Raw genomic sequence first — 15,592 nt, 5'->3', positions numbered from 1 at the left:
TAATCCTATCTATCAACACAAAAATTAAGATAAACCATCGTTCAAACTTATATGTATTTTAAATAACCACAGATTCTTGTTTAACCCAAGTGTCGAGTCGTTATTTTTTTAAAAAAACCATGTGATATAAGTCACACTTTAACCAATAAGTTTAAATTGTATACAATAACGTTTATAAAATCTATTCTTTTAAGTTCTCAAGTATGTTTCAAATTTATGACAAACCTATGTTTGTTTAAATTATCCTTAAATATCAACTTGATAAATAAATTTTATCTTTTGTAATATCAGCAACCCTGCTCCCTCTTTTGGTTTTTTTAGAGAAACTCAATTCCCTCATCGAGTTCTGCACTTATTTATAATAATCTTAACAATATTCATAAAAAAATCAATCATTGCGTAATTTTCAAGCATATTAAAGAAAATTATTTTAAAAAACTAAATAAACAATCATGATTATTAAATCTAAAAATTATTGAATAAAAATTCAAATCATTATCATTTAATAAATATATTTTAATTTAAGCAATTTACCTAAAATAATTTAAAGGTAATTTTAAATAACGAACACCATTCGTTTCAGGCTCAGGAAATTTACCAGCATTCATATTGATTTGAATGGCTGGAAGGATTAGTTTTGGCATAGACAATGTAGCATCACGTTGTTCTCGCATCGCAATAAAGGCTTGTTTAGTCACTCCTGTATGGATGTGGATGTTTTCTTTACGTTGGGTATTGATGTCTGTTTGACAATGAAAATCTTGGCGTGATTCTGACAAGTAATCATGGCATAAATACAACCGAGTATGTTCGGGTAAGTTAAAAATTTCCATTACAGAATCATAAAGTTGTGCCGCACTACCCTTTGGAAAATCACAACGCGCTGTGCCATAATCAGGCATAAACAAAGTATCACCAACAAAGGCTGCATCACCAATCACATAGGTCAAACAAGCGGGAGTATGACCAGGTGTAGGGAGATTATATGCCTCTAACTCGCCAATTTTAAAAATTTCATGATCCTTAAATAAATAATCAAATGAATGCTGTGCTTTTAAAGCCTCATAATCAAGATGATAAATTTGACTAAAAATATCTTGAACAGTCACAATTTTTTCACTCATGGCGATTTGACCGCCTAACTGTGCTTTTAAATATTGCGAAGCTGTTAAATGATCTGCATGTACATGTGTTTCAAGAATCCACTGCACTGTAAGATGATGTATTTGAATATACTGAATAATATGGTCTGCTTGTGTTGTCGATGTTGTTGCAGATGCCGCATCATAATCCAATACACTGTCAATAATGGCACAATATTGAGTAGCAGGATCAACCACCACATAACTAAAGGTATTACTGGCTTCATCAAAAAAATCTTGTACAAATGGATTCATAAACAATTATGCTCCTGTCACTTTGCGATGAATCAATATGCCAAACAGCATGGCAACAATAAAATATAAGGCTTGATAATGACCTAAACCAATCAATGTAAATGCTGGTGCTGGACAAATTCCAGCAATTCCCCAACCTATACCAAAAATGAAAGCGCCTGCAACTAACTTTGTATCGAGTTGGGTATTTTTTGGTAATTCGATCACTTCATTAAACACAGTCACAGGATTACGTATCGCTTTTTGAAAAGGAATAAATGCAACGACTATTGCACCAATCATCACAAAAGCTAGACTTGGATCCCACTGGCCGAATATATCTAAGAAACCGATGACTTTTGCTGGATTCGACATACCTGAAAGCATTAAACCTACAGAAAATAGCCCGCCAAAGATAAATGCAAAGATATTTTTCATGATTAAGCTCCAATCACATGGCGCATCACATACACAGTGATAAATCCAGCCAGCATAAAGGTACAAGTCGCAACAATTGAGCGTTTAGACAAACGACTTATCCCACAAATTCCATGACCACTGGTGCAGCCTGATCCTAATCGTGTGCCAAAGCCTACCAATAGACCTGCGCTGACAAGTAAAATTGGGCTTGTCGTTAGCATCACAATTTCAGGATTAAAAATCTGTCCATAGATAAATGGTGTGCTGAATAACCCCAATAAAAACCACAAAGCAGGTGTTTTAAAAATTCTGTGTGGATTGAGGACTTGTGCAATTAGACCACTTATCCCAGCAACACGACCATTTACAAATAAGTAGCCAACTACAGCCAGACCAAGTAGAACTCCACCCAAAAAGGCCAATATAAAATCATGCATTGCTTTAAATCCATACAATATATGTTTTTATAATATATACTTATTTAAATTAATCAACCTCATCTTCAGATAATGATATATAGAAATATGCAAATCAAAGGCATAACTGCAAATATAATCCCTATATGCTTTGCTAGAGAATTGCACAGCTTATTTTTTAGTTTTGATTTAAATCACTGAATGGCTTTAATCATATTTGTTAATAATAATTAACAACTTATAATTTATTTTGATTTTTTGAATGTTTTGCCAATAGGCTTCGTTTACCAATCCTTTTTAAAACGATAAATCAAGATAAAATCCCCTTCATGCTAGCCTTATTCCAAAGTAAGAAGGAACTTTCAATACCAATATGTTTCACTCAACATGATCTTTTTTTGCTTTATAAAACAGATCTAATCATCAGATTAATTAAATTCATTCAATACTTTGTCTACAAACCATTTAGGGAAATACTCTACAACAGGATTTAGTTTTAGCACTTCAGCCTTTTCGATCTCTGCAATAAAAGCTGCTTTTTCACCGTGACTTGAATTATCAAAAATATATGCACGATCTGAGGCTTCAATTGCCAGCATCAATAAATCTAAACTGCGATAATAGCGCTCACAGATTTTCTGCACAGGTACAGCATGGCCACCTGTAGCGACCCGATATTGCACACGTCCAATATTAATTTTTGGGTCAACAGTTGCCACATAGTACAGATACGTTTTAAAGCCTTGTTTCTGTGCTTCACGTAGAAACTCAACTTTGCTGATATGCGACATAACAGTTTCAAAAGTGAAACTTATTTTTAACCTTAAAAATTCCATCCGAATAAAATCGATAATGCGTGCGCAAAGATAGGAGTCGATTTCATCTCGGTCAAATACAATGAGTCCATCCACAATTTGTGGTTTTAACGATAATAGCGGAACAACTTGCTCATTCTTTTTACGCTTTTTTTGTTTTAAAAATTTGAGTAGCGCTACGTTTGATAAATCATGATGATAATCATCTAAGCACAAACTTTGAGTCGCAGATAATTGTTTCTCAAGCTCATCTGCATTTAAATATGCCCCAATCTGATGGGGCGCTAAATAGTCTTTAATTGTGCTTTTACCTGATCCATTTGGACCAGCAAACATTCTTATTCTCGGCTGTCGCATATAAAGTTATGCCATCACCTCTTGTTTCTTTTTACGTTTTAACACACTGTGTTTAAGCTTGGGAACCACATAGGCAGAAGATAAATCTTCAACAACTTTGATCACACCATTGTGTTGTTGTACCAGCTGTTGATCTTTTACATAAGTGATTGTAGCGTTTGACTGACTTGCATGATTAAATGCCGCACTAAACGCATTTATAGCAAGCACTGGAATTGTTGCTTCCTCACGTAATGTCGTCTTCATTGCTGTAAATGTCGTCATGTCAAATATCCTCAGCTTGATTTTTAGCTGTAGTTACATCTTAACATATCACTTATTTTTGTCTATTTATTCAACTGTCAACAAAGGAAATCTATTTCTGTAGAAAGTTAAAACAGAATGTGAAGATATATTCACAAAATTGATTTAGAAATTCATCAAAAAACATATGCTAAAAGCCATACGACAAGCCCTGACACAGTTATACTGTGCTAAATAATGGATGGAATCTACCGATGTCTAGTGATCTTGAAATTGATGTAATGCGTGAATCAGCTGCATCAGTCGTGACTATTTTAAAATCTTTAGCCAATACAGATCGCTTACTAATTTTATGCCATCTTGCTCAAGAAGAGTTAAATGTTTCGCAAATAGAAGAAAAAACTCAGATTAATCAACCGACGCTTTCTCAACAATTGATGATGTTACGTAAAAGTGATGTTGTTTCAACACGTCGTGATGGGAAGCAAATTTATTATTCTATTAAAGATCAAAAACTGACGGTGGTATTAACAACCTTATATGATTTGTATTGCCCGCAGGTTTAATACACATCTTAGCATCTAGATAAATTTAAAATAAAAACAAACAATTTATTATATAAGTTAGCTGTCGCTATTTTTCTTAGCATTTTTTCTGCATAATATATATGAAAATATGCTAATGAAGTTCCAATGGCTGCCCCAAAAGTTCAACTCAGTAAAATACTCCCTGCATGGCAATGGCTGCAAGACTATAATGTCCCTAAATTTAGGGCTGATCTACTTGCTGCTTTAATCGTCATTGCAATGCTTGTACCTCAAGGTATGGCTTATGCCATGGTTGCTGGGTTGCCTCCAGTGACAGGCTTATATGCCAGTATTTTACCCATGATCATCTATGCCATTGTTGGTGGCAGCCCAACACTTTCTATTGGTCCTGTTGCGCTGATTTCCATGATGACCTTTGCTACGCTTGAACCGCTCTATGAGGTGGGTTCACCTGTATATATTCAAGCAGCATGTTTATTGGCACTTCTCGTTGGCATACTTTCAAGTTTACTGGGAATTTTTAGATTTGGATTTTTAATCCGTTTAATCAGCCATCCTGTGATTAAGAGTTTTATCATCGCATCCGCAGTATTGATTGCACTCAGCCAAGTTAAATTTATGCTCGATGTACCCTTAAAATCTGGCAATATTATCGAGTTTATTCAAAGCCTATGGCTATACATTAGCTTTACCAGTATTGAGACTTTGATTTTTGGTGTCTGTGCCATTCTGTTTTTGATTTACATCCCGGTTTTTTTTAAATCTAAGTTATGCCAATCTTTTGCACATTCTCTTCAATTCTGGGTGAAAGCACTGCCCTTGGTTCTTGTGTTTATTTCGATTGGGTTAATACATTTCCTGCATATAGACCAATTTGGTATCAAAACCGTAGGCGAGATTCCTTCGGGATTTCCACCAATTGCCATGCCTTACTGGCGTTGGGATTTGGTGATCCAACTTTTACCCGGTGCAGCAATGATTACCATGGTGAGTTTTGTCGAATCTATTTCTATTGCACAGACCACAGCGTTTCAGCAACGTAGTGAGCTTAATAGTAATCAAGAGCTGATTGCACTGGGTTTAGCCAACTTTAGTGCAGGTGTCACGTCAGCATTTCCTGTGACTGGCAGTTTATCACGTACAGTGGTCAATGCAGATGCTGGCGCAAAAACGCCTATGGCTGGTGTGTTATCTTCAATTTTTATCGTGATTGTGAGTTTATATTTTACTGGTTTATTTAAACAACTTCCTTTAGCGATTCTCGCTGTAACCATTATGGTATCCATTTGGAAATTGGTTGATTTTAAACCCTTCATCGAAACATGGCGTTATTCCAAAGCGGATGGGATTGCGATGTGGGTTACATTCTTTGGGGTGTTGTGTATCGATATTTCAACAGGTTTGATTATTGGTATTGTTTCTACATTTTTATTGCTGTTATGGCGTATTAGCCGTCCGCATATTGCCGTCATTGGCTTAGTTGAAGGCACGCAACATTTTCGTAATATTTCAAGACATGATGTTTTGACCAGTACCAATATTGTGTCTATTCGTATTGATGAAAATCTAAGTTTTTTAAATGCCAATACTTTAAAAGAATTTATCATTTTAGAAGTCAGCAAACATCCAGAGCTACATCATGTAGTGATCAATTGCTCAAGTATTAGTAATATAGATGCAAGTGCTTTAGAAACTTTGGAAGAAATCAACAGCGATTTAAATAAATTAAAAATTCAAATGCATCTCACGGAAGTCAAAGGTCCAGTCATGGATCGTTTAAAACAGTCCAATTTAATTCGGCAGCTCAGTGGAAATATTTATTTAACGCATTACCAAGCCATGCATCAATTGGATGCCCAAACTTTTAGTTAAATAATCGTTTAAATTATCAACATTTTTTATTATGATTGCTGAAAAAGCTATATATTTTTTAATATCTTAATTTTTATGGCGAAATTGTATTATTTAAGTTTTCGCTTTTAGGTATAGAATACGCGGCTTGTTCATCGATTTTAGACCAGTTTAGGCATAAAGGTTCAACATGTTTGCTGTCCTAGCACGTTTAAGTTTAGTTACTCGTATTCTTATTGCCATTATTCTTGGTTTTATAGTTGCGTATCTATTCCCCAATTCAGCCCAATATTTCATTATTTTAGGCGAGCTTTTTATTAAAGCATTAAAATCCATTGCACCAATTCTTGTATTTGTCTTGGTTCTCTCTTCTATCGCTAACTTTAAAGTCGGCGAAGGTGCGAGTAACTTAAAACCAATTCTTGGATTATATGCAATTGGAATGTTACTGGCTGCGATTAGTGCCATTACAATAAGCACAATGTTTCCAAGTACTTTGGTTTTTGCACATGCAAGCGAAGTGACTTTACAGCCACCGGGTAGCGTAGCAGAAGTATTAAAAAACCTACTCCTCAGCTTTATTAGCAATCCAATAACAGCTTTGCATGAAGCAAATTTCATTGGCATTTTAGCTTGGGCTGTAGGCTTAGGTGCAGCACTTCGTCACGGTTCAGAAACCACTCAACAAGTGATTACAGATGTTGCGGATGCAATTAATGCCATCATTCGTGTAGTGATTGCATTTGCTCCTGTAGGAATCTTTGGCTTAGTTGTTGCTACATTTGCACAAGCAGGTTTAGAAACCTTAAAAAACTACGCCCAGTTAATTGCTGTACTTATTGGTACTATGCTTTTTGTAGCCCTCGTCATCAATCCATTGATTGTTGGTTTTGTGATGCGTAAAAACCCATATCCTTTGGTTTTAAAATGCTTAAGAGAAAGTGGAATCACTGCATTCTTTACCCGTAGTTCTGCAGCAAATATTCCGGTAAACCTTGACTTGGCAAAACGCTTAGGGGTAAATGATACCACTGCTAACGTTGCGATCCCATTAGGTGCAACAATTAACATGGCAGGTGCAGCGGTAACAATTACCGTGCTTACCCTTGCTGCTGTGCATACACTTGGTATTCAAGTTGATATCGTCACTATGGTGATCTTATCTGTGGTTTCTGTGGTAACAGCTTGTGGTGCGTCTGGTGTTGCTGGTGGTTCTCTGTTGTTAATTCCTGTGGCTTGTGGTTTATTTGGTATTCCTTCAGAAATCTCAATGCAAGTGATTGCAATTGGTATGGTGATTAGTGTGCTTCAAGACTCAACAGAAACAGCATTGAATTCCTCGACTGATGTCTTATTTACAGCAGCAGTTGATCTTTCTAAAAAGTAATATACAAGGTATATGAATAAAAAGAAGGAATTATGCCTCTACAGTATTTGCCCGTTTGGATTCAACTAGGTGCATTTATGCTTGCAGTCAATGCAGGCATAATTAATGTGCTTGGTTTGATTACCGTCCTTCATCAATCCATCTCTCATATGACGGGCAATGCCAGTTTATTTGCGCAAGCACTGATTCATCAACAATATGATCATGTGCTTTACCTTTTCTTGGTCATGCTCAGTTATGTGATTGGATCAAGTTATAGTGGCTTTATTTTAGGCAATAGCAATTTTAAACTTGGTCGTAGATATGGTGTTCCACTCAGCCTTGTGAGTGTGTTTATTTTGCTTTGCTGGTTATTTATTCCTTATTATCCAAAATATGCTTTACTCTGGGCAAGTACCGCAATGGGAATGCAAAATGCCATGGTCAGCCACTATAAAGGCACAATTATCCGCACTACACATCTTTCAGGGGTTTTAACCGATCTTGGTTTGGCTTTAGGCTATCTTTTTCGGGGACTCGGTATTGAAAAGCGCCGTGTCACATTACATTTTTTGATTCTTTGCGGATTTATTCTGGGTGGGCTGATTGCCAGTATCGTGTATCCTTATTTACAATTAAATTCATTCCTTATCCCTGCTGGATTAAGTTTAATACTCAGCTTAACGTATTGGTTTATTTATTTTCGGCATGGTTCGAAACACATTTAATGGTTGGTTATTGTTATGGTCAAAAACGCATTGCAAGCACAGTTACTCAAAGCTGGCTTAGTGGATAATAAAAAAGCAAAGAAATTGTCAAAGCAGGCACAGCATGAGCAACGTACAGGTCAGAGTAATGAAGCTGAGCTTAAAGCTAAAATTGAACAAGACAAACAAGAGAAAATCAGTAAAGACCAAGCGCTGAATCAAGAGAAACAACGCATTTTAGATGAAAAAGCCTTAAAAGCTTCAATTATCCAAATGATTGGTCAACATAAAATCACAGATACAGATGGCGATGCGGTCTATCAGTTTATCGATGGTTCGGTTAAGAAAATCTATATCAATCAGCAAGTTTATAATGCCCTAGTTTCAGGCAGTTTGGTGATCGCACATGACAATAATGATGCTTACGCAATTTTACCCAAAGCTTTGGGTGAACGTATCAATGAAAAAATGACTGGATTTATTATTGTCAATAATTCTGAGAAGAATGAACAAGTGACAGATGAGGAAGATCCTTATGCTGCTTATGTTATTCCAGATGACTTGATGTGGTAATCCTCTGTTCTATTTTTCAGTTTATATTTTTAGAAATTTCATCAGCCTAATGCTTCACTCATTAGGCTTTTTTTTGATTTAAATAAAATAAATTCAGCATTAAATTTTTTTTATCCATGCCCTTTTCCTCAAAATTTCTACATAATTGTGCGCTAATCTTACGCGAAATTACATAAATGGAACGATGCAACATGCACCGTACAAAACTTTACTGGGGTACATTGAGTACTTTAAGCCTTGCTATATTCGCCATCACCTCTGCAAGCCTTGCAAATGATGAAACGACAGCTACAAATAAAACTACTGAAGCGACTCAACTTAAAAAAAATGAATCACCAAAACAATTAAAAACCTTGGTTTTTGCCGCTGAACAAACACCTACTAAAGATCCTGATATCAGTGCGGTCGCTAAAACCATTGTGACACGTGAAGAAATGCTGCAATTCGGCGATCAATCGATCAATGATGCTTTAAGACGTGCAGCAGGTTTTCAAATGCCAACACCAGGACAAGGACCACGTGGATCAAGCGGTTCTGGCAGCATGCGTTTTCGTGGTGGTGGCGCACCAGTATTTTTGATTAATGGTGAAGCTGTGCAAGGCGGACCACGCGGTGGTATGTCTATTGTTGACTCGATTACACCTGAAATGATTGAACGAATTGAAATCACCAAACAACCTAATGTAGCTCAAGCCTCAGTTGCATCTTCTGCAGTGATCAATATCATTTTAAAAGAACCCTTAGACGATGCTCGAATCAGTGGCAATGTTAAATTAGGATATGGCATCACCCAATCGGATCAAAATGAAGAACAACGTAAAAATATCAGTGTACAAGCTGATGGGCGTGATGGTGCATGGATTTATAGTGTTTCAGCCAATCAAATGTGGAATGACAGTAAATCAAGCACAGAAATTGAAAATATAAATGGTACACGCCAACAAATACGCAGTACCAATCGTACAAATACCATGTTTGCACCACGTATTGAATATCAAATTGATGATCAACAAAAACTGGTTTCAGAAATTTTTTATCGTAAGAATGAAAGTGATGGCTCTAGCAGTAATCAAGTTCAAAATGATCAGAATGACAGTATTCGCTTAAATACTCGTTATGAGCGTAAAGATAAAGGAGACTCAGACAAAGTCCGCTTATCTATTGAAAAACAAAATGAAACTGAATCCACTCGTTCCAATCAATACAGTTCTTATATTGATGAAACTGTGAATGAATACGGCTTAGCTTATGATGGGGTACGCAAGTTTGATGAAAGCAAACAAGTAAAATTTGGACTTGATGCGCGTGCCAATGCGCTAGAAAGCAATATTGCTGACACATTAGACGAGCAACGTTATGCACTTTATTTAGAAAGCAGTTGGAAGTTTACAAAACACCAAACCCTTACCTTGGGTGCACGTCAGGAATGGTTAGAGCGTTCAGGTTTGGTTGAATATAGTGATCAAAACCTCAGCCCTGTACTTGCACATCGTTTTGACTTTAGCGATCAATGGTCTTTGCAAACCAATATTAGTCGCGCCTTTAAAAGTCCAAATAGTAACAATCTCATGCCGACTGTTTCCATTTCAACAGATGCTGATGCAGGCTCTATCAATAACCCAGACCGTGGCGGTAATCCCAATCTTCTACCTGAAAAAATCACCGCATTGGAAACGACCTTGGGTTATAACACTACTGCAGGTGGCGTAAATATTACGGCTTTTCATCGAGATATTGATGACTATATCGAAAAAGTGATTCGTCAAGAAGGCACACGCTTTGTTGAACGTCCGTATAACCAAGACCAAGCAACAACCTATGGTGTAGAAATTTCAGGTCGCTATGCTTTAAAACAAACCGAAAATGGTCATTCATTTATGTTGAATGGACAATTATCGACAGTACGCGCCAAAATCGAAGACTCAGACCACAATACACGTTTAGCCAGTGATGTTGCCCCTTATACAGCAAGTACAGGCGTTTCATACAATTACCAGCCTTGGCAATTGGCAAGCAGTATTAATCTAAGCTACACGCCTGAATTTACCCGCGCTTTAGACAATCTTCCCTATGATCGTACAACCAATCAACGTGTAAATGTGGATATTAGTGCGACAAAACGCTTCCCTAAAGGCTGGGCAACAACACTGAGTGCTCGTAATATTTTGAGTACAGATTATAAAGAGCGCTTAAATAATCAAAGTGATGGTGCTTTATATGAAGCTCGGGTCAATGATGCTATTCCAAGTTTCTTGTTCAGTGTAGAGAAAAAATTCTAATCTTGATTAGTATAGATGTATATAAATCTAAATTTTATCAATTATTTACTGATAAATAATGAGTAGATAAACGTAAATAAGTGATCAATTTAAAAACCGAAGTTTAAAAACTTCGGTTTTTTCTTAATCTGATTAAATATAAAAACCACAAATGATAAAACAGAGTAAACAGATGGTTTCTGCGATTTCTATACTGGCACCGAGGGTGTCACCCGTAATGCCATCGATTCGTTGAATAAACTTATAGCGAAGATAAATCAAGGTCAAAATAAAAATCGTCGCGGTCACTAAACCCACCCAGACAAAATAACCTGCGCCCAATAAACTGATACCAAAAATGATCATTGCCCAAGTTTTAGGAATATATTGAGCAATAGACCAGCCTAAACCCTTTTCACGGACATATTCAGTGGTCAGAAATAAAAATAATGGTGTTAAACGCCCTAAAATAGGAAATAGAATCAAAGCAGTATAGTGTTGCTCCTGTAATAACACATACAGTGCAGACCATTTAATCAAACAGATAACAATTAAACTCAGCACACCAAACGGTCCACATGCTGGGTCTTTCATAATTCTTAAGGTATTTTCTTTATCACCAAAGCCGCCGACCCAAGCATCCGCAGTATCCGCTAAACCATCTAAATGTAAGCCGCCTGTGAGCACAATCCAGATGACCAGAATAATGGTACTGAGTAAAACTACAGGCAAAACATGTAGAAAACTGGCAACGGCAAACAGAACCAAACCAATCAAAAGCCCAATCACTGGATAAAATAACAGTGACTGACCATTTTGTTTTGGCGAAGGCATATTTTTTAAATAAACAGGGAAAATCGTTAAAAATTGCAATGCAATAAAAAATGGTGTCATTTATTGCTCTCCAATAACTCTAACTGCATGGTTTCGCTGTCCAACATAAAGCGGTTTAATTGCCCAAGTTCTGCTGACATTTTTAAAATATCATCAAGAGATTGTTGTAGCGCCATACATTTTAAAAGTTTGATCACACCGCCATGCGTCACAATCAAAGCTGTTTGGCTTTGTGTAACCAGCATCTGCTCTTTGATCGCTTGTAATGCTTGCTTAATTCGATACTGAAAATCTAAATATCTTTCAGCATTTGGCGGGGTAAAGTGTGTCGGAGATTGCCAAAAATTTTCCAATAACTCAGGCGTTTTTGCATAAATCTGCTGTGTTGAAATACCTTCCCAATCACCGAAATGAATTTCTTGTAATCGATGATCTTGCATCAGTGGTATTTGAACTTGTTCAGAAAGTCTCTGTGCAAATGAGAAACAGCGCTTTAAAGGCGAGCTAAACATAAAATCCCATTGTGTTTGCACAGAGGATTGATCATAGGAAATGGTCTGGTGCATTTGTTGCCAGCCCAATTCTGTCAATTCATCATCAGTCGAACCACGCAAAGTATGATTCAGCGTAGTTTCCCCGTGACGTAATAGATCAATCCTCAGTTTCATGCATATGCTCTTTTTAAATTATGAATAAGTTTAAACTTTCTCGCCAATTACCGCAGCTTCTGCAAAAGTGGCCATGTTGTTATGTAAACTGCATGCCAACTTGATCACACCCAAGGCAGCACCCGCACCACTGCCTTCCCCCAAACGTAAATTAAGCTTTAATAATGGATCAGCATTCAACTCTTGTAATAGGCGTTGATGCCCATATTCAGCAGACTGATGACCGAACAACATCCATTGTCGAACTTCAGGATTGAGTCGTACCGCGACTAATGCTGCCACAGAACTAATAAAACCATCGACAATTACAGGCATCCCGAGTTGAGCACAGCGAATATAAGCTCCTGTCATTGCAGCAATTTCTAAGCCACCTACAGCACACAAAGCTTTAAATGCATCATTTTCAACATAATTTTTATGTAATTCAAGCGAATGCTGAATGATATTTTTTTTATGAATCAACTGATCAGCACGAATCCCCGTGCCTACACCTGTCAGTTGCTCAGCAGGTTCATTTAATAAGAAACATGCAATCGCTGAAGCTGAACAGGTATTTCCAATCCCCATTTCTCCAGCGATGTAAATTGAAGCACCCTGTGCAATGGCTTTTTCTACACTTTCGCGACCTAGCGCCATAGCTTGCTGACATTGTTGCTCAGTCATTGCCACTTGTTGAGCGAAATTAGCAGTCCCTTGAGCAATACTATGACGCTCAACGCCTTGATATTGGTAAGCCTCACCCACTGTGCCACAATCAATGACTTGTAAGGTCGCGGCATATTCTTTAGCAATTACACTGATACACGCGCCACCTGTTGCAAAGTTTTGCAGCATTTGGCGAGTGACTGCTTGCGGATAGGCAGAAATATTTTCAGCCATTACCCCATGATCACCTGCAAAAATCGTAATCCAAGGTTTATCTACATTGGGTTTTGAGTTACTTTGCAAAGCAGCCAATTGCACGGCGACATTTTCCAAAACAGACAGCGAGCCTGTTGGCTTGGTCAATTGTAATTGACGTTCTTCAGCCTGTTGTTTTGTTTCTGCGTTTGGCACTTTACATGCTTCTAACCACCAATTCATTGTTGCTCTCCATCTCGTATTTTAAAAATTCATTGTTAATCGTTAAAATGCTCAAGTTTATATGATAAAAATCACAATATTTATCCTTTTAATAACATCGGAAAACCAGCGACGCAAAACACTACTTTATCAGCAATTTGACCTAATAGTTGATGTAAACGTCCTGATTCATCAACAAATTTTCGGGTTATTTCACCCATTGGTATAACACCTAGTCCTGTTTCATTGCTGACTAAAACAATTTTAGACTTTAATGTAGGTAGAATTTTCAGCAATTTTTCACATTCGATGCACTGCAGATTTGAGTTCTCATGCATCAATAAATTACTTATCCATAAGGTTAAGCAATCCACCAAAATCACCTGCTTTTCTTGATCTATTTGTTTTAAACAATCTGCTAGGTAAAGTGGTTCTTCAATCAGCCGCCATCCATCAAGTCGTTGTGTCTGATGGTGTGAAATACGTTGTCGCATTTCATCATCCCACGCTTGGGCGGTAGCAATATAAATGACCTCTAGATTTGAGTCTTTTGCGATTTGTTCAGCTAATTTACTTTTGCCTGAACGCGCGCCACCTAGGATTAATTGCAACATAAATTTGACTCCCAAGATCCATCTGTTTTTTTCGGATTGAGTATAAGCTGATGTAACGCGGTTAAAGGCCCCTGTAAGACTTGTGCCTGATATATACCAAAATTAAGCTGCTCAATACTAATTTCAAAACTTTTTTGATCAATCTTTTCAATAGCTTTAAATATTTGTTGGGCTTTAAATTCTGCTGAATACAAACCCAAGGTGATATGCGGGCAATAATCTAAAGCAGCAATTTCTTGGCTTGGATAGGATAATAATTGTCGAATATTGCTTAGGCTATTTTCATAATCATGAATTTCTATAAATAAAGCACTGCTAAAACTATTTATTTTCCCTATTGTTAATTTAAAATTATTTGGCTTGTTTTGAGTCAAAATTTTAAGTTGTTGCTGAAATTTACTATAAATAAAATCATCATCAAATTGCATTTTATCTTCTGTTAGAAAACCACAAATATACAATGTGATATGAAATTGCCGTGTATTGGGGTGCAATAAATAGTTTGAGAATTTTTCTGTTAAATCGCTTAAATAAGCCAATAATTCAGGATGATGAATTTCGATATACCATAAGGCGTAGTGTTTTCTCCCTTTGTGCCACTCGGGATAATCATGTGTCTCAGTTGGAGTTGTTAAACTTTGAGAACCTAAAAACACATCAAATTCACATTAATTTTAATGCTTCTATTAAAGCATGTAATCATCATGTTTAAATCTTGAATTGACTGAGTGTTGTTCAATTGAAAATGAATTTTATTCAGTCAGATTTTATGATTGCCTGATAAAAATCCAACATAGATTCAAAGTAGTAATCTGCTCTCGCCAGCATGGTCTGATTTGGCGCTTTAATATCCTCAATCAAAATCGTTACTCCCCCGGCCAAATGTGCTGAAGTAATTCCATTTTCAGAATCTTCAATCATCAAACAGTGTTGCGGATTTAGATTTAATAAGGTGCTGGCTTTGTTAAAAATTTCTGGGTGTGGTTTGCCTTGTATCACCTCATCACCACAGACCAACAAGGTAAAATAATGATCAATTTCTGCAAGTTTTAAATATTTTTCAGCAATTTTTCGGGTGCTAGATGTAGCGACAGCCAATAGGATATTTTCAGATTGCAAATAAGCTAATATTTCTAAAATTCCGGCTTTTACTGGTACGCCTTGCGACAAAATCATCTCAAGTTCAATTTGTTCAGCACGCTGCCGAATGTGCTGGTAAGGGATATCTTGACCATAGAATTTTTGTGCTAAGTGTTCTGAGTTTAACGCATTGAGCCCTAAACATTGCATCAAATAATCTAAACCGAATTCAACACCGATGACTTCCAAAGACGCTTGTTTTAACACATCAAACCTAAGCCGTTCAGTGTCCAGCATCGTACCGTCCATATCAAAAATAGCAGCTTGAATCGTATGTTGCTGGAATTTCACAGTGTTCCTTTTATAAACAGATTAAGAGGGAGAAACCAATTCCCCCTCAAATT

At 36.8% G+C, this 15,592-nt stretch carries 17 protein-coding genes; 6 read left to right on the top strand and 11 right to left on the bottom strand.

Annotated features, from left to right (window positions below; all coding sequences use genetic code 11):
* Window positions 1-530 precede the first annotated feature (530 nt).
* From CQZ96_RS02250 to CQZ96_RS02230, 5 genes are all read right to left on the bottom strand, one after another.
* Window positions 531-1,397, bottom strand: coding sequence for an MBL fold metallo-hydrolase (locus tag CQZ96_RS02250; protein ID WP_105712562.1), 867 nt, complete (start codon window positions 1,395-1,397; stop codon window positions 531-533).
* A 6-nt stretch (window positions 1,398-1,403) separates the two neighbouring features.
* On the bottom strand, window positions 1,404-1,814 hold the full coding sequence (locus tag CQZ96_RS02245; RefSeq protein ID WP_105712561.1) for a DUF6691 family protein: 411 nt from the start codon (window positions 1,812-1,814) through the stop codon (window positions 1,404-1,406).
* A gap of 2 nt (window positions 1,815-1,816) precedes the next feature.
* Window positions 1,817-2,233 carry a YeeE/YedE family protein gene (locus tag CQZ96_RS02240; RefSeq protein WP_004720222.1) on the bottom strand — a complete coding sequence of 139 codons (417 nt, stop codon included), beginning with the start codon at window positions 2,231-2,233 and terminating at the stop codon, window positions 1,817-1,819.
* Between the two features lie 407 nt (window positions 2,234-2,640).
* A complete protein-coding gene (locus CQZ96_RS02235) occupies window positions 2,641-3,384 on the bottom strand; it encodes a hypothetical protein (protein ID WP_056511384.1) in 744 nt (247 codons plus the stop codon).
* A gap of 6 nt (window positions 3,385-3,390) precedes the next feature.
* Window positions 3,391-3,648, bottom strand: coding sequence for a hypothetical protein (locus CQZ96_RS02230; protein ID WP_056511387.1), 258 nt, complete (start codon window positions 3,646-3,648; stop codon window positions 3,391-3,393).
* A gap of 233 nt (window positions 3,649-3,881) precedes the next feature.
* On the opposite strand from CQZ96_RS02230, the gene CQZ96_RS02225 reads away from it, so the two are divergent.
* The 6 genes from CQZ96_RS02225 (at window position 3,882) to CQZ96_RS02200 (ending at window position 10,951) form a co-directional block, all read left to right on the top strand.
* Window positions 3,882-4,193, top strand: a complete 312-nt coding sequence (locus CQZ96_RS02225) for an ArsR/SmtB family transcription factor (protein WP_004720219.1) — start codon at window positions 3,882-3,884, stop codon at window positions 4,191-4,193.
* Between the two features lie 126 nt (window positions 4,194-4,319).
* Complete coding sequence (locus tag CQZ96_RS02220; RefSeq protein ID WP_105712560.1) at window positions 4,320-6,047, top strand: SulP family inorganic anion transporter; 1,728 nt, start codon at window positions 4,320-4,322, stop codon at window positions 6,045-6,047.
* Between the two features lie 169 nt (window positions 6,048-6,216).
* On the top strand, window positions 6,217-7,413 hold the full coding sequence (sstT, locus tag CQZ96_RS02215) for a serine/threonine transporter SstT (protein WP_004720214.1): 1,197 nt from the start codon (window positions 6,217-6,219) through the stop codon (window positions 7,411-7,413).
* Window positions 7,414-7,445: 32 nt separating this feature from the next.
* Window positions 7,446-8,120, top strand: a complete 675-nt coding sequence (locus CQZ96_RS02210) for a YoaK family protein (protein ID WP_004720212.1) — start codon at window positions 7,446-7,448, stop codon at window positions 8,118-8,120.
* A gap of 15 nt (window positions 8,121-8,135) precedes the next feature.
* Window positions 8,136-8,672, top strand: a complete 537-nt coding sequence (locus CQZ96_RS02205; RefSeq protein WP_004821753.1) for a DUF2058 domain-containing protein — start codon at window positions 8,136-8,138, stop codon at window positions 8,670-8,672.
* A gap of 191 nt (window positions 8,673-8,863) precedes the next feature.
* Window positions 8,864-10,951, top strand: a complete 2,088-nt coding sequence (locus CQZ96_RS02200) for a TonB-dependent receptor plug domain-containing protein (RefSeq protein ID WP_105712559.1) — start codon at window positions 8,864-8,866, stop codon at window positions 10,949-10,951.
* A 132-nt stretch (window positions 10,952-11,083) separates the two neighbouring features.
* On the opposite strand, the gene CQZ96_RS02195 is transcribed toward CQZ96_RS02200, so the two are convergent.
* From CQZ96_RS02195 to CQZ96_RS02170, 6 genes are all read right to left on the bottom strand, one after another.
* The gene (locus CQZ96_RS02195; RefSeq protein WP_105712558.1) at window positions 11,084-11,824 is read right to left on the bottom strand and encodes an adenosylcobinamide-GDP ribazoletransferase; all 741 of its coding nucleotides are present in this window, start codon (window positions 11,822-11,824) and stop codon (window positions 11,084-11,086) included.
* The gene (locus tag CQZ96_RS02190; RefSeq protein ID WP_105712557.1) at window positions 11,821-12,432 is read right to left on the bottom strand and encodes a histidine phosphatase family protein; all 612 of its coding nucleotides are present in this window, start codon (window positions 12,430-12,432) and stop codon (window positions 11,821-11,823) included. Before CQZ96_RS02190 ends, CQZ96_RS02195 begins: the two co-directional genes overlap by 4 nt.
* A gap of 30 nt (window positions 12,433-12,462) precedes the next feature.
* Entirely contained in the window at window positions 12,463-13,515 is a 1,053-nt protein-coding gene (gene cobT, locus CQZ96_RS02185) for a nicotinate-nucleotide--dimethylbenzimidazole phosphoribosyltransferase (RefSeq protein ID WP_105712556.1), read from the bottom strand.
* Window positions 13,516-13,595: 80 nt separating this feature from the next.
* On the bottom strand, window positions 13,596-14,108 hold the full coding sequence (gene cobU / locus CQZ96_RS02180; RefSeq protein WP_105712555.1) for a bifunctional adenosylcobinamide kinase/adenosylcobinamide-phosphate guanylyltransferase: 513 nt from the start codon (window positions 14,106-14,108) through the stop codon (window positions 13,596-13,598).
* A complete protein-coding gene (locus CQZ96_RS02175) occupies window positions 14,096-14,764 on the bottom strand; it encodes a 2'-5' RNA ligase family protein (protein ID WP_105712554.1) in 669 nt (222 codons plus the stop codon). Before CQZ96_RS02175 ends, cobU begins: the two co-directional genes overlap by 13 nt.
* A gap of 100 nt (window positions 14,765-14,864) precedes the next feature.
* Entirely contained in the window at window positions 14,865-15,539 is a 675-nt protein-coding gene (locus CQZ96_RS02170; protein ID WP_105712553.1) for an HAD family hydrolase, read from the bottom strand.
* Window positions 15,540-15,592 lie beyond the last annotated feature (53 nt).

Origin of the sequence: Acinetobacter sp. MYb10 (genome assembly GCF_002980175.2) — a bacterium.
GTDB classification, from domain to species: Bacteria; Pseudomonadota; Gammaproteobacteria; order Pseudomonadales; family Moraxellaceae; genus Acinetobacter; species Acinetobacter guillouiae.
The sequence above is the reverse complement of the archived record's forward strand: the minus strand, read 5'-3'. Positions and strand labels throughout refer to the sequence as shown.

What these genes read in the sequence shown, in the direction of transcription:
- cobT (WP_105712556.1), bottom strand. Translation starts at nt 13,515, where the DNA reads ATGAATTGGTGGTTAGAAGCATGTAAAGTGCCAAACGCAGAAACAAAA.
- CQZ96_RS02225 (WP_004720219.1), top strand. Translation starts at nt 3,882, where the DNA reads ATGTCTAGTGATCTTGAAATTGATGTAATGCGTGAATCAGCTGCATCA.
- sstT (WP_004720214.1), top strand. Translation starts at nt 6,217, where the DNA reads ATGTTTGCTGTCCTAGCACGTTTAAGTTTAGTTACTCGTATTCTTATT.
- CQZ96_RS02235 (WP_056511384.1), bottom strand. Translation starts at nt 3,384, where the DNA reads ATGCGACAGCCGAGAATAAGAATGTTTGCTGGTCCAAATGGATCAGGT.
- cobU (WP_105712555.1), bottom strand. Translation starts at nt 14,108, where the DNA reads ATGTTGCAATTAATCCTAGGTGGCGCGCGTTCAGGCAAAAGTAAATTA.
- CQZ96_RS02190 (WP_105712557.1), bottom strand. Translation starts at nt 12,432, where the DNA reads ATGAAACTGAGGATTGATCTATTACGTCACGGGGAAACTACGCTGAAT.
- CQZ96_RS02230 (WP_056511387.1), bottom strand. Translation starts at nt 3,648, where the DNA reads ATGACGACATTTACAGCAATGAAGACGACATTACGTGAGGAAGCAACA.
- CQZ96_RS02200 (WP_105712559.1), top strand. Translation starts at nt 8,864, where the DNA reads ATGCACCGTACAAAACTTTACTGGGGTACATTGAGTACTTTAAGCCTT.
- CQZ96_RS02250 (WP_105712562.1), bottom strand. Translation starts at nt 1,397, where the DNA reads ATGAATCCATTTGTACAAGATTTTTTTGATGAAGCCAGTAATACCTTT.
- CQZ96_RS02245 (WP_105712561.1), bottom strand. Translation starts at nt 1,814, where the DNA reads ATGAAAAATATCTTTGCATTTATCTTTGGCGGGCTATTTTCTGTAGGT.
- CQZ96_RS02210 (WP_004720212.1), top strand. Translation starts at nt 7,446, where the DNA reads ATGCCTCTACAGTATTTGCCCGTTTGGATTCAACTAGGTGCATTTATG.
- CQZ96_RS02240 (WP_004720222.1), bottom strand. Translation starts at nt 2,233, where the DNA reads ATGCATGATTTTATATTGGCCTTTTTGGGTGGAGTTCTACTTGGTCTG.
- CQZ96_RS02195 (WP_105712558.1), bottom strand. Translation starts at nt 11,824, where the DNA reads ATGACACCATTTTTTATTGCATTGCAATTTTTAACGATTTTCCCTGTT.
- CQZ96_RS02205 (WP_004821753.1), top strand. Translation starts at nt 8,136, where the DNA reads ATGGTCAAAAACGCATTGCAAGCACAGTTACTCAAAGCTGGCTTAGTG.
- CQZ96_RS02220 (WP_105712560.1), top strand. Translation starts at nt 4,320, where the DNA reads ATGGCTGCCCCAAAAGTTCAACTCAGTAAAATACTCCCTGCATGGCAA.